The following is a 12,695-nucleotide window of genomic DNA, read 5'->3' as shown; positions in this document are numbered from 1 at the left end:
AGGATTAAGCAAATGAATCTTAAACAATACCTTGTGCAATCATAGCGTTTGCTACATTTTCAAAGGCAGCAATGTTAGCTCCTGCAAGGTAGTCTTTATCAAGACCGTATGTTTCTGAAGTTGTTTTAGCTGTGTTGAAGATGTTTGTCATGATGTCTTTGAGACGGCCATCAACTTCTTCACGAGTCCATGAAAGGCGAAGGCTATTTTGGCTCATTTCAAGAGCTGAAACGGCTACACCACCAGCGTTGGCAGCTTTGGCAGGTCCATAGAAGATACCATTTTCTTTGTAAACTTTGATGGCCTCAAGGTCGCTTGGCATGTTGGCACCTTCAGATACACAGATAACGCCTTGAGCAACCAAACGTTTAGCTGCTTCACCGTTGATTTCGTTTTGAGTCGCACATGGAAGCGCGATATCATAGTTTCCAGCGTAAGTCCATACAGAACCTTCATGATAAGTAGCGGTTGCTTTCTCAGCTGCATACTCAGTCAAACGAGCGCGACGTTTTTCTTTAACATCAACCAAAAGATCGAAGTCGATACCATTTTCATCGATGACATAACCATTTGAGTCAGATACAGAGATAACAGTTGCACCAAGTTCAGTCGCTTTTTGAAGAGCGTATTGAGCTACGTTACCAGAACCTGAAATAACGACTTTCTTACCAGCAAAGCTATTACCGTTAGCTTTGAGCATTTCTTCAGTGTAGTAAACCAAACCATAACCAGTTGCTTCTGGACGAATCAAGCTACCACCAAATCCAAGAGGTTTACCAGTCAAGACACCAGCATCAAATTGGTTAAGGCGTTTGTATTGACCGTAAAGGTAACCAATTTCACGTCCACCAACACCGATATCACCAGCAGGTACGTCAAGTGATGGTCCGATGTGTTTTTGCAATTCAGTCATGAAGCTTTGGCAGAAGCGCATCACTTCTGCATCTGTTTTACCTTTAGGATCGAAGTCTGATCCACCTTTACCTCCACCGATAGGAAGTCCAGTTAAGACGTTTTTGAAGATTTGTTCAAATCCGAGGAATTTCAAAATCCCTTGGTTAACAGTTGGGTGGAAACGAAGTCCGCCTTTGTATGGTCCAACAGCTGAGTTGAATTGAACACGGTAACCACGGTTTACTTGAATGTTTCCATCACGGTCAACCCAAGGAACACGGAAAGAAATCACGCGTTCTGGCTCAGTGATACGTGCCAAGATATTTTCTTCGATATACTCAGGGTGTTTTTCAAATACAGGTTCTAAAGTGTTGAAAAATTCTTCAACAGCTTGGAGGAATTCAGCCTCGTGCCCGTTACGAGCTTTTACAGTTTCAAACACGCTTTGGATATATTCTTTAGCAGATGTCATATCGTTCTCCTTAAATTCTAATTTAATTATGTGTGTCATTATAGCAGAATTTTTTTTAACTGTAAAGAGAAAAAACAAAAATTTTCTAAAAATTCTTTCAATTTAGTTTTTGGGATTTTTTGAAAGTAGATAAAAAACGAACGTTTTTCTTATAAATGCCTTTCTTAAAGAGAAAATCTGAAAATATGGTATAATATTAGCAATAAAAGGAATCTGGAGGATCAGAATCATGGTATCAACGAAAACACAAATTGCTGGTTTTGAGTTTGACAACTGCTTGATGAATGCGGCGGGTGTGGCTTGTATGACGATAGAGGAGCTAGAAGGGGTTAAAAACTCAGTTGCAGGAACCTTTGTCACAAAGACAGCGACCTTGGACTTTCGTCAGGGAAATCCTGAACCACGTTATCAAGATGTTCCACTTGGTTCTATCAACTCTATGGGCTTGCCGAATAATGGCTTAGACTATTATTTGGACTACCTTTTGGATTTGCAGGAAAAGGAGCCAAACCGAACTTTCTTCTTATCTCTGGTCGGTATGTCTCCAGAGGAAACCCATACTATCTTGAAAAAAGTCCAAGAGAGTGAATTTTGTGGTCTGACTGAGCTAAACCTTTCTTGTCCAAATGTGCCAGGAAAACCTCAGATTGCCTATGATTTTGAGACAACCGACCGGATTTTGGCAGAGGTGTTTGCCTACTTCACCAAACCTCTTGGAATTAAATTGCCACCATATTTTGACATTGTTCACTTTGACCAAGCGGCAGCTATTTTCAACAAATATCCGCTCAAGTTTGTCAACTGCGTTAACTCTATCGGAAACGGCCTATATTTAGAAGATGAGTCCGTCGTTATTCGTCCTAAAAATGGTTTCGGTGGGATTGGTGGAGAGTACATCAAACCGACTGCTCTAGCTAATGTTCATGCCTTTTATCAACGCTTAAATCCTCAAATCCAAATCATCGGAACAGGTGGCGTTTTGACTGGTCGTGATGCCTTTGAACATATCCTCTGTGGAGCAAGTATGGTGCAGGTGGGGACCACCCTTCACAAAGAAGGAGTTGGTGCTTTTGATCGTATTACCAATGAACTGAAAGCAATCATGGCGGAAAAAGGGTACGAAAGCCTAGAAGATTTCCGTGGGAAATTACGCTATATCGACTAAATTCATTAAAAAATCAGAAGAAAGGAGAGAAGATGCTAGCCATTGAAGAAAGCCAGAAGTTGACTTTATCAAATTTATCGAGCCTGAGCCTTTTTACAGGGACAGACCAGGGTCAGTTTGAAGTGATGAAGAGTCAAGTGTTGAAACAGATTGGCTATGATTCTGCTGACCTCAACTTTGCCTACTTTGATATGAAAGAAGTAGTTTACAAGGATGTTGAACTGGAGCTGGTCAGCCTTCCTTTCTTTGCGGATGAGAAAATCGTGATATTAGACCATTTTGTCGATATCACAACTGCCAAGAAACGCTTTTTGACAGATGATGAGCTCAAGTCATTTGAGGAATACCTTGACAATCCTTCTCCAACAACCAAGTTGTTAATCTTTGCAGAAGGAAAACTGGATAGCAAAAGACGGTTGGTTAAATTACTTAAGCGTGATGCCAAGGTTTTTGATGCAGTAGAAGCTAAAGAGCAAGAATTGCGCCAGTATTTCCAAAAGTGGAGTCAGAAACAAGGTCTGCAGTTTGCCAATCATTCTTTTGAAAATCTCCTTATCAAATCTGGTTTTCAATTTAGCGAAATCCAGAAAAATCTCCTCTTTTTACAATCTTATAAGGCAGATTCTATTATCGAGGAAGAAGATATTGTCAATGCTATTCCTAAGACCATACAGGATAATATTTTTGATTTAACTCAGTTTATTCTGACTAAAAAGATGGACCAGGCGCGCGATTTGGTTAGAGACTTAACCTTGCAAGGAGAAGATGAAATCAAACTGATTGCAGTCATGCTGGGACAATTTCGGACTTTTACTCAGGTGAAGATTTTGGCAGAGTCTGGTCAAACAGAAGCGCAGATTGCAAATAGTTTAGGCAGTTATCTAGGACGCAATCCAAATCCCTATCAGATTAAGTTTGCGCTTAGGGATTCACGAGGACTTTCCTTGAGCTTTTTGAAGCAAGCTATTTCCTATTTGATTGAGACAGACTATCAGATTAAAACAGGTCTTTATGAAAAGAGTTTCCTTTTTGAAAAGGCACTCTTACAGATTGCTAGTCAGGCAAATTAATCCTATCTGAAAATTTTTTTAACCCGCGTCAAAATTATCTTGTCGTGGGTTTCTTGCTGATTTGCTTGTTTTATTAGAAAGTATTTCAGTGATTTCCTTATCTATAAGCAAAAAACTTGAAAAAAGTGAATGTTTGCGTTATCATTTTCATATAGAAAGAAAAAGAGGTATTACAGATGGCTATTATCTTACCAGATCTTCCATATGCATACGACGCTTTGGAACCATACATCGATGCGGAAACAATGCATTTGCACCATGACAAACACCATCAAACTTATGTCAACAATGCCAATGCAGCTCTTGAAAAACACCCTGAAATCGGTGAAGACCTTGAAGCCTTGCTTGCTGATGTAGAATCTATCCCAGCTGATATCCGTCAAGCACTTATTAACAATGGTGGTGGACACTTGAACCATGCTCTTTTCTGGGAATTGATGACTCCTGAGAAAACAGCTCCTTCAGCAGAACTGGCAGCAGCAATCGATGCAACATTTGGTTCATTTGAAGAATTCCAAGCAGCCTTCACTGCAGCAGCAACAACTCGTTTCGGTTCAGGATGGGCATGGTTGGTTGTCAACAAAGAAGGGAAGCTTGAAGTGACTTCAACAGCAAACCAAGACACACCAATCTCAGAAGGCAAAAAACCAATCTTGGGCTTGGACGTTTGGGAACATGCTTACTACGTGAAATACCGCAACGTGCGTCCTGACTACATCAAAGCTTTCTTCTCAGTAATCAACTGGAACAAAGTAGATGAATTGTACGCAGCTGCTAAATAATGATAGTTGGAGGGAAGAATTGTTCTTCTCTTTTTAAGGTTATATTATTTTGGTCTGACAAAATCGTCAGACTTTTTTCATTTTTATGAGAAACGTGCTAAGTGCTAGAAATTATGGTAGAATAAAGTATTAAGTAATCGTGAAAAAAGGATATCTATGCGAAAAGAAATTGCACCTGAATTATACAACTATAACAAGTTTCCTGGTCCTGAGTTCCATTTACACGGGGACAAGGTTGAAACGGAAGGGATAGCTTTTTCCTTGGTGGAAAATATCAAGGATGCCTTTGATGTGACGGCTTTTAATCAGCGTTTTTCAGAAGTCTTAACCAAGTTTGATTATATCGTGGGAGATTGGAGCAATGAACAGCTTCGCCTACGAGGTTTTTACAAGGATGACCGAACAGAAGAAAAACTTGAAAAAATCAGTCGTTTACAAGACTACCTTTTAGAGTATTGTAGTTATGGTTGTGCCTATTTTGTCCTAGAAAATGAAGCCCCTAAGCGAGCATCATTTGACAAGAAAATGCGTAAGAAGGAAGAAGAAACACCTTCTAAAAAAGGAAAGAAACCGACTCAAACCAAACGAAAACCGAATGCAGATAAGAAAAATAGACGTCGTCAGAAAGACCAGCATTCTCAGAAAGAGGACAAGGGACAACGTCATTTTGTCATTCGTCAGAAGTGAGTAGAGAATAAGGAGAAGAAATGAAACCGTCAATTTATAGTTTAACACGTCAAACCATGCAGGAATGGGTTTTGGAGCAGGGAGAAAAGAAATTCCGTGCAGATCAAATCTGGGAATGGCTTTACCGTAAACGTGTCCAGTCATTTGAAGAGATGACTAACCTGTCAAAAGATTTGATTGCTAAGCTCAATGATCAGTTTGTGGTTAATCCCTTGAAACAACGTATCGTTCAAGAGTCTGCTGATGGGACAGTTAAATATCTCTTTGAATTGCCAGATGGAATGCTGATTGAGACAGTACTCATGCGTCAACACTACGGTTTATCTGTTTGTGTGACCACTCAGGTCGGTTGTAATATCGGTTGTACCTTCTGTGCCTCTGGTTTGATTAAGAAACAACGTGACCTCAATAACGGTGAAATCGTAGCGCAAATCATGCTGGTTCAGAAATACTTTGATGAGCGTGGTCAGGATGAACGCGTCAGCCATATCGTTGTCATGGGAATCGGTGAGCCCTTTGATAACTATAACAATGTCTTGAATTTCGTCCGTACTATCAACGATGACAAGGGAATGGCCATCGGTGCTCGTCACATTACGGTTTCAACCTCAGGTTTGGCCCATAAAATTCGTGATTTTGCTAATGAAGGAGTTCAGGTCAATCTTGCCGTTTCCCTTCACGCACCTAATAATGAACTGCGCTCAAGTATCATGAAGATTAACCGTGCCTTTCCGATTGAAAAGCTTTTCGCAGCCATTGAGTATTACATTGAGACAACGAATCGCCGTGTGACCTTTGAGTATATCATGCTCAATGAAGTTAATGATGGTGTAGAACAAGCCTTAGAATTGGCTGAATTGCTTAAGAACATCAAGAAATTGTCTTATGTCAACTTGATTCCTTATAACCCAGTTAGTGAGCATGACCAATATAGCCGTAGTCCTAAAGAGCGCGTCCTGGCCTTCTATGATACGCTTAAGAAAAAAGGGGTTAACTGCGTGGTTCGTCAAGAGCATGGTACTGATATTGATGCAGCTTGTGGACAATTGCGTTCTAATACAATGAAACGTGACCGCCAGAAAGCAGTCGCAGCAGTCAATCCTTAATGATGAAGAAAACTTATAATCATGTTTTGGTCTGGGGAGTCATTTTCTATAGCATTTGTATCGTCTATTTTTGCTTTACTCCTCAAGAACAATCTCCCGTGGGGGTGGAAACTCCAGGTATTCAGCATCTTGGACGCCTGGTTTTTCTTTTGACTCCTTTCAATTCTCTCTGGAAACTGGGTGAGGTGAGTGACATAGGACAATTATGTTGGATTTTTCTACAAAATATCCTCAATGTCTTCTTGCTTTTTCCTCTGATTCTCCAACTCCTTTATCTCCTTCCAAACTTGCGTAAGACAAGAAAAGTGATTTTTTTCAGTTTTCTAGTGAGTCTTGGAATCGAGTGTACGCAGTTGGTCTTAGATTTTTTCTTTGATTTCAATCGCGTCTTTGAGATTGATGATTTGTGGACCAATACCTTGGGTGGCTATCTGGCTTGGCTACTTTATAAACGATTACATAAAAACAAGATAAGGAATTAATATGAGTATTTTAGAAGTTAAAAATCTGAGTCATGGTTTTGGTGACCGTGCAATTTTTGAAGATGTGTCCTTCCGTCTTCTCAAAGGAGAACATATCGGTCTGGTCGGTGCCAATGGTGAAGGGAAATCAACCTTTATGAGTATTGTAACAGGTAAGATGTTACCAGACGAAGGAAAGGTAGAGTGGTCCAAATATGTGACTGCCGGTTACTTGGATCAGCACTCTGTCCTTGCTGAAGGGCAGTCGGTGCGTGATGTGCTCCGTACAGCCTTTGATGAGCTTTTTAAAGCAGAAGCTCGTATCAATGACCTTTATATGGAAATGGCTGAAGACAGTGCGGATGTTGATGCTCTCATGGAAGAAGTAGGCGAACTCCAAGACCGTCTGGAGAGTCGTGATTTCTATACTTTAGATGCTAAAATTGACGAAGTAGCGCGTGCCCTTGGTATCATGGACTTTGGCATGGATACGGATGTAACCTCTTTGTCAGGTGGACAAAGAACCAAGGTGCTTTTGGCAAAACTCCTCCTTGAAAAGCCCGATATCTTGCTTTTGGACGAGCCGACCAACTACTTGGATGCTGAGCATATTGATTGGCTCAAGCGCTATCTCCAAAACTATGAGAATGCCTTTGTCCTTATTTCGCACGATATTCCATTCCTGAACGATGTGATTAATATTGTCTACCATGTGGAGAATCAACAGCTGACTCGTTACTCTGGTGACTACTACCAGTTTCAAGAAGTCTATGCTATGAAGAAATCTCAGCTAGAGGCAGCCTACGAACGTCAGCAGAAAGAGATTGCGGACCTCAAGGACTTCGTGGCTCGAAACAAAGCGCGTGTTGCAACACGAAACATGGCCATGTCTCGTCAGAAGAAATTGGATAAGATGGATATTATCGAACTGCAAAGTGAGAAACCAAAACCATCCTTTGATTTCAAACCAGCTCGTACGCCAGGGCGCTTTATCTTCCAAGCCAAGGATTTGCAAATTGGTTATGATCGTCCTCTGACCAAGCCTTTAAATCTTACCTTTGAACGTAATCAAAAGGTTGCTATTATCGGGGCAAATGGTATCGGGAAAACAACTCTCTTGAAGTCTCTATTGGGCATTATTCCACCAATAGCTGGGGAAGTGGAACGCGGTGACTATCTAGAACTCGGTTACTTTGAACAGGAAGTAGAAGGCGGTAATCGCCAAACTCCTCTTGAAGCTGTCTGGAATGCCTTTCCTGCTCTTAACCAAGCAGAAGTTCGTGCAGCCCTTGCCCGTTGTGGTTTGACAACCAAGCATATTGAAAGCCAAATTCAGGTCTTGTCAGGCGGGGAACAAGCCAAGGTTCGTTTTTGTCTCTTGATGAATCGTGAAAACAACGTTTTAGCGTTGGATGAGCCGACCAACCATTTGGATGTGGATGCCAAGGATGAACTCAAACGCGCTCTCAAAGAATATAAGGGATCGATTCTTATGGTCTGCCATGAACCGGACTTCTATGAAGGCTGGATGGACCAAATCTGGGATTTTAACAAGCTAACTTAATAATGAGGATAAAAGAAATACAGTACCGAATGTGGATACTGTATTTTTTAGATTTTTAAGATTTAATACTCTTCGAAAATCTCTTCAAACCGCGTCAACGTCGCCTTGCCTTATGTATAGTTACTGACTTCGTCAGTTCTATCCACAACCTCAAAGCAGTGCTTTGAGCAGCCTGTAGCTAGTTTCCTAGTTTGCTCTTTGATTTTCATTGAGTTTAAAATCGTAGTCTTTCACTACTTCGATGCTATCGATTGTGATAGCAGTCGTTGGCTTGTCTTTTTCATCTTTTTCGGCTTTAGCAATCTTATCCACAACATCCATACCGTCAATCACTTGACCAAAGACTGGATGTTTGCCATCAAGACTAGGATTTCCCCCTTCTTTGTAGGCTTCGATGATTTTCTTTGGATACTTGCTTGTAGGGAGTTTAGCAGAGGTATCTGTAGAGTTTTGGTTGATGAAGAACTGACTGCCATTGGTGTTTGGTTGACCAGTATTAGCCATAGAAAGAGCACCACGGATGTTATAGAGATAAGGAGTAATCTCGTTCTTGAAACCAGTTCCCTTGTCTTTAGTCTTATCCTTGTCATGCCAGATAGACTGACCACCTGTACCGTCCCCTTTTGGATCTCCAGTTTGGACCATAAAGCCATCGATGACACGGTGGAAGGTAATGCCGTTATAGTAGCCTTCTTTGGCATGAGTGAGGAAGTTTTCAACCGCTAGAGGAGCGAGTTTAGGGAAGAGTTTAATGCGAATATCACCTTGGCTTGTGTGGAGAATCACTTCGGCTTCATCTTCAGCAACTTCTTTAGATAGTTGTGGGAAATTGGCGTTTTCGTTTGTCAAAGCATCGTTTAACTCTTTGGCAGATTGGGCTGATGCTTTGGAGCTTTCCTCAGCGGCCAAGCTAGAATCTACATAGTCATCACCACGCAAACTACGTTGGATGTTGCTACATCCAGCTAGGGCTACAGTGGATAGTAAAAGAAGGGTTGCTAGTTTTTTCATTTTGATCCTCTCAAAAATTCATTTCTACAATTGTACCCTAAAAGGAAGGGGAATTCAAATATTAGTGACAAGACAGTTTTAGAGAAAATCAATCCCAAAGTCGCTTGATTAGAGATTTTTCTTTGGATGCCGGTCGATAATTTCCTGGTACTGTTCCAGTATCTGCTCTCCCTTTGGACTCAATTTGTAGCCACGAATCGAAAAGTGACTTGCTAATTCTTCTTCTGAAAAGTTGTCATGAAGGGCTTGGTCCAGATCGGCAGCCTTCATCTTAGATAGTCCTGCAATTCCCTTGCTTTTCAAAATATTCTTTTTCATTGTAGCATTCAGATGGTCAAGTGAATCAAAAGCAGTTTCAATGACAGCATAACCTTTTTCCACTAGAGTTTTTAGATGTTTTGGGGCATCAATGCCATAAGTATACTCAAAGTATTTAGGAAACCAGATCTTAAGAAAGCTCGTAAAGCATCACAATTAGTAAACGTTAATTCGAAAGAATTACTATATTTTAAAAGAGCACATTTTCAAAGGATTTTTTCTTTTGGCTTCAATTCCTAATTAATCAATGAACTTAATACTATGTCTCGAAAAGAATTATGCTTCCTCTTTCTGTCTGAGTTCAAAGAGGTCTTCTACTTTCAGATTAAAAACTTGAGCAATTTTAAGAGCCATTTCTAGTGAAGGATTGTAACGGTTATTTTCCAAGTGCAGAATTGTCTCGCGTCGCATGCCGATGAGGTCGGCTAACTCCTGCTGGGTCATGCCTGTGGACTCACGAACAGATTTGAGATTAGTAATAATCTTGCTTTCTTTGGCCATGCTTATCCTCTCCGTTCCAAGATAAAATAGACAACCGCAAATATGAAAATCAAGGCAGCTATGCTAATAAAGATCTGGCCCATGTAAAGCGTGAGAGACCCTATATATCCAATGCTAACTGCTAGAATCATCAGTGCGCCTAGTATAAAAACAAACATCAAGCTAGCTGCCTTGGCTAAATTAGTATAAAAGCGTTCGTCCGGAGTTTCCTTGACATTTTTAAAACAGAAAAAGCCAAATACAATCACTTCAATAACGAGGCCAATTCCCAAAATCCATTCTTTAATACCAGAACTTTCGCTTGGGTTCGCAACCCAAATCCCTACTGTATAAAAAATGCTTGCTGCTAACACAAGTACCGTGTAAAGCTTAGCAGACAAGTCAAAAATAGTCTTACCCTTACCTTTCTGAATCTTATGAGGCCGTGGTTTCATATGTAGCCAGCTCCAAATAGCTATAATTTGACCTAACACTGAAATACCAGTAATAACTAACTTGGGTCCCCAACTGAGATTAGAACCAAATAAAACAATAAAATCAATAATGAGAGCTACGGCAATCATTGTAATGAGGTCACGCATTTTTTGACTTTTTTTCATGATAGACTCCTTTTTTGTGTTATAAATATATAACATTTAAATGTTATGTTATAAATATATCACACTTAAATTTAGAAAGCAAGAATTTTATGTGTCAATGTGGTAATTATTTGAAAAAATTTTTTAATAAAATCCCTTGATAGTCAAACAACTAAAGAAATCTTTGAAGCAATGCATCGGATTTGGTTTGGATAGTTTCGTTAATAATATTTGATGATAAAGAATTTTTGGAAAATCTAGATACTGTATGAATCTCTACTTTTTTCTTAGACTGTTATAAACTCTCTCAGAATAAGCTTTGTAGGTATAGAAGTTAATTTTTACAGAACTAAATTATTCCCCTATTTAGAATCTATTAATTCATATTTTATAAATTAATTAGTAGATATCATTCTTAAAATCCTTGATATTTCGTTTGGGAATTTAGGAGCCAAGCATCCAAATCTCGTTCAGGAGAGATGAAGGGTTTGAGTTGATGGTCTTTATAAAATGTTTCTAATACTCTTCGAAAATCAAATTCAAACTACGTCAGCTTTGCCTTGCCGTACTCAAGTACAGCCTGCGGCTAGCTTCCTAGTTTGCTCTTTGATTTTCATTGAGTATAAAATAGTATTCACGGCTAGCTTCTTTCAAACATTTATTTCCTACTTCTAACAAATTTATAAATGGTTTAAAAAATTTATAGTCTGTCAAGTTTTTTTCTTGACACCTGTCAGAAATCTGCTATAATAGAACATGTGCTAAATAGCTCAGCTATTTCACCGAAATAAAAAATAAGAAAAGAGACTTTAAAAATGGCAGTTAAAATCCGTTTGACTCGTATGGGTTCTAAGAAAAAACCTTTCTACCGTATTAACGTAGCAGATTCACGTTCACCACGTGACGGACGTTTCATCGAAACAGTTGGAACTTACAACCCACTTGTTGCTGAAAACCAAGTAACTTTGAAAGAAGACCGCGTTCTTGCATGGTTGGCTGATGGAGCTCAACCTTCAGATACAGTTCGCAATATCCTTTCAAAAGAAGGCGTATTGAAAAAATTCCACGATTCTAAATTCTCAAAATAAGTTTAAAGTAGGTTGACAGATGGATACGATTGAAAATCTCATTATTGCGATTGTGAAACCTTTGATTTCACAACCAGATGCCTTAACTATCAAGATTGAAGATACACCAGAATTTTTGGAATATCATTTGGATCTTGATCAAAGCGATGTGGGTCGTGTAATCGGTCGTAAGGGTCGCACTATTTCTGCGATAAGAACGATTGTCTACTCTGTCCCAACTGAAGACAAAAAAGTAAGAATCGTTATTGACGAAAAATAAGAAGGGCGGGACGAATGTCTCGCTTTTTTGCGAGAAGTGTAAAATTGCAGCCATTAAGTACCAACATGAACGTGATTTGGAAGGCTTTTTAAAGGGGGACTGGAAAAGAATGAACATTGATTGTATTTTAAACATAGATTGGGCAATGTACATTGATTGGTTATTGCGAATTTTACAGATTTCGACTTTTATAGGTGTAATTTTAAAAATTAGTTTTCAGAATAAGGCCTATATCAATAATATCGAAATTCAGGTAATTAAACCAATCGAATTTGATTCCTTACATACGAGATTTCATCATATATATGAGTTTAAACATGATGAAAATGATAAACATTATAACCATTTGATTTTTTATCCAAAGGAAGTTGATATTGAAATTATAGAATTTTATTCTTTAATCTATGATTCAAAAAGTAATCGTTTAGTTGATAATGATAAACTGCATACAGTTAAAAATTTAAAAAATTATACATGCTTATTGATTCATACAAATTTACCAGAGAATATGCCTAGTTTAAGAATGAAATGGAAAACAAGTCAGGGTGAAATTGGCGAGTATACATTTTATAGTAATATGTATAATGGGAATGTAAATATCTCATCTTTCAAATATAAATTAACATTAAAGAGGAAAATATTAGCACTTTTTGGACTATAGCGGGCCCTCTATGTATTTTCCTCTAACTTGAGAAAATCTTTGGAACGTGATAAAATAAAGGATAAGGATTTTTAATAA

The 12,695-nt window shown here is 39.0% G+C and carries 15 protein-coding genes; 10 read left to right on the top strand and 5 right to left on the bottom strand.

From position 1 onward, the window contains the following. Positions 1-19: 19 nt before the first annotated feature. Entirely contained in the window at positions 20-1,366 is a 1,347-nt protein-coding gene (gene gdhA, locus SK608_RS06605) for an NADP-specific glutamate dehydrogenase (RefSeq protein ID WP_000199546.1), read from the bottom strand. Positions 1,367-1,595: 229 nt separating this feature from the next. On the opposite strand from gdhA, the gene SK608_RS06600 reads away from it, so the two are divergent. The 7 genes from SK608_RS06600 to SK608_RS06570 all read left to right on the top strand — a co-directional run bounded on the left by SK608_RS06600 (position 1,596) and on the right by SK608_RS06570 (position 8,201). Next, positions 1,596-2,531 (top strand): dihydroorotate oxidase, encoded by a 936-nt coding sequence (locus SK608_RS06600; protein WP_033677509.1) that lies wholly within the window; start codon positions 1,596-1,598, stop codon positions 2,529-2,531. 32 nt (positions 2,532-2,563) lie between these two features. Continuing rightward, the gene (gene holA, locus SK608_RS06595; protein WP_033677507.1) at positions 2,564-3,601 is read left to right on the top strand and encodes a DNA polymerase III subunit delta; all 1,038 of its coding nucleotides are present in this window, start codon (positions 2,564-2,566) and stop codon (positions 3,599-3,601) included. Between the two features lie 176 nt (positions 3,602-3,777). Further along, entirely contained in the window at positions 3,778-4,383 is a 606-nt protein-coding gene (sodA, locus tag SK608_RS06590; protein WP_000974733.1) for a superoxide dismutase SodA, read from the top strand. Between the two features lie 156 nt (positions 4,384-4,539). Further along, a complete protein-coding gene (locus SK608_RS06585; RefSeq protein ID WP_033677505.1) occupies positions 4,540-5,070 on the top strand; it encodes a YutD family protein in 531 nt (176 codons plus the stop codon). A gap of 20 nt (positions 5,071-5,090) precedes the next feature. Beyond that, a complete protein-coding gene (rlmN, locus tag SK608_RS06580; RefSeq protein ID WP_000804760.1) occupies positions 5,091-6,176 on the top strand; it encodes a dual-specificity RNA methyltransferase RlmN in 1,086 nt (361 codons plus the stop codon). Then, positions 6,176-6,658, top strand: coding sequence for a VanZ family protein (locus SK608_RS06575; RefSeq protein WP_033677503.1), 483 nt, complete (start codon positions 6,176-6,178; stop codon positions 6,656-6,658). Before rlmN ends, SK608_RS06575 begins: the two co-directional genes overlap by 1 nt. Position 6,659: 1 nt before the next feature. Continuing rightward, the gene (locus SK608_RS06570) at positions 6,660-8,201 is read left to right on the top strand and encodes an ABC-F family ATP-binding cassette domain-containing protein (protein WP_033677497.1); all 1,542 of its coding nucleotides are present in this window, start codon (positions 6,660-6,662) and stop codon (positions 8,199-8,201) included. A gap of 186 nt (positions 8,202-8,387) precedes the next feature. Here the strand turns inward: SK608_RS06570 and SK608_RS06565 are convergent, their stop codons facing one another. The 4 genes from SK608_RS06565 to SK608_RS06550 all read right to left on the bottom strand — a co-directional run bounded on the left by SK608_RS06565 (position 8,388) and on the right by SK608_RS06550 (position 10,630). Continuing rightward, complete coding sequence (locus SK608_RS06565) at positions 8,388-9,212, bottom strand: peptidylprolyl isomerase (protein ID WP_033677495.1); 825 nt, start codon at positions 9,210-9,212, stop codon at positions 8,388-8,390. A 108-nt stretch (positions 9,213-9,320) separates the two neighbouring features. Further along, positions 9,321-9,593 carry a hypothetical protein gene (locus SK608_RS11180; RefSeq protein WP_235202155.1) on the bottom strand — a complete coding sequence of 91 codons (273 nt, stop codon included), beginning with the start codon at positions 9,591-9,593 and terminating at the stop codon, positions 9,321-9,323. Positions 9,594-9,806: 213 nt separating this feature from the next. Continuing rightward, positions 9,807-10,031, bottom strand: coding sequence for a helix-turn-helix transcriptional regulator (locus SK608_RS06555; protein WP_001041097.1), 225 nt, complete (start codon positions 10,029-10,031; stop codon positions 9,807-9,809). Positions 10,032-10,033: 2 nt separating this feature from the next. Beyond that, on the bottom strand, positions 10,034-10,630 hold the full coding sequence (locus SK608_RS06550; protein WP_033677493.1) for a membrane protein: 597 nt from the start codon (positions 10,628-10,630) through the stop codon (positions 10,034-10,036). A gap of 794 nt (positions 10,631-11,424) precedes the next feature. Here SK608_RS06550 and rpsP point away from each other — a divergent pair. The 3 genes from rpsP (at position 11,425) to SK608_RS06535 (ending at position 12,617) form a co-directional block, all read left to right on the top strand. Continuing rightward, entirely contained in the window at positions 11,425-11,697 is a 273-nt protein-coding gene (gene rpsP, locus SK608_RS06545; protein WP_000268760.1) for a 30S ribosomal protein S16, read from the top strand. Between the two features lie 19 nt (positions 11,698-11,716). After that, on the top strand, positions 11,717-11,956 hold the full coding sequence (kphA, locus tag SK608_RS06540) for an RNA-binding protein KphA (RefSeq protein ID WP_000379617.1): 240 nt from the start codon (positions 11,717-11,719) through the stop codon (positions 11,954-11,956). A gap of 109 nt (positions 11,957-12,065) precedes the next feature. Next, positions 12,066-12,617 carry a hypothetical protein gene (locus SK608_RS06535; protein WP_033677798.1) on the top strand — a complete coding sequence of 184 codons (552 nt, stop codon included), beginning with the start codon at positions 12,066-12,068 and terminating at the stop codon, positions 12,615-12,617. Positions 12,618-12,695 lie beyond the last annotated feature (78 nt).

The sequence above is a fragment of the Streptococcus mitis subsp. hohhotensis genome (assembly GCF_000722775.1).
Classification (GTDB): Bacteria; Bacillota; Bacilli; order Lactobacillales; family Streptococcaceae; genus Streptococcus; species Streptococcus carlssonii.
This window is presented reverse-complemented; position numbering and strand designations above follow the sequence as displayed.

Bases quoted from the DNA above. Each gene is read 5' to 3' on its own strand.
- sodA (WP_000974733.1), top strand. From the start codon at position 3,778: ATGGCTATTATCTTACCAGATCTTCCATATGCATACGACGCTTTGGAA.
- gdhA (WP_000199546.1), bottom strand. From the start codon at position 1,366: ATGACATCTGCTAAAGAATATATCCAAAGCGTGTTTGAAACTGTAAAA.
- holA (WP_033677507.1), top strand. From the start codon at position 2,564: ATGCTAGCCATTGAAGAAAGCCAGAAGTTGACTTTATCAAATTTATCG.
- SK608_RS06565 (WP_033677495.1), bottom strand. From the start codon at position 9,212: ATGAAAAAACTAGCAACCCTTCTTTTACTATCCACTGTAGCCCTAGCT.
- SK608_RS06550 (WP_033677493.1), bottom strand. From the start codon at position 10,630: ATGAAAAAAAGTCAAAAAATGCGTGACCTCATTACAATGATTGCCGTA.
- SK608_RS06555 (WP_001041097.1), bottom strand. From the start codon at position 10,031: ATGGCCAAAGAAAGCAAGATTATTACTAATCTCAAATCTGTTCGTGAG.
- rpsP (WP_000268760.1), top strand. From the start codon at position 11,425: ATGGCAGTTAAAATCCGTTTGACTCGTATGGGTTCTAAGAAAAAACCT.
- SK608_RS06600 (WP_033677509.1), top strand. From the start codon at position 1,596: ATGGTATCAACGAAAACACAAATTGCTGGTTTTGAGTTTGACAACTGC.
- SK608_RS06585 (WP_033677505.1), top strand. From the start codon at position 4,540: ATGCGAAAAGAAATTGCACCTGAATTATACAACTATAACAAGTTTCCT.
- SK608_RS06570 (WP_033677497.1), top strand. From the start codon at position 6,660: ATGAGTATTTTAGAAGTTAAAAATCTGAGTCATGGTTTTGGTGACCGT.
- SK608_RS06575 (WP_033677503.1), top strand. From the start codon at position 6,176: ATGATGAAGAAAACTTATAATCATGTTTTGGTCTGGGGAGTCATTTTC.
- SK608_RS06535 (WP_033677798.1), top strand. From the start codon at position 12,066: ATGAACATTGATTGTATTTTAAACATAGATTGGGCAATGTACATTGAT.
- kphA (WP_000379617.1), top strand. From the start codon at position 11,717: ATGGATACGATTGAAAATCTCATTATTGCGATTGTGAAACCTTTGATT.
- rlmN (WP_000804760.1), top strand. From the start codon at position 5,091: ATGAAACCGTCAATTTATAGTTTAACACGTCAAACCATGCAGGAATGG.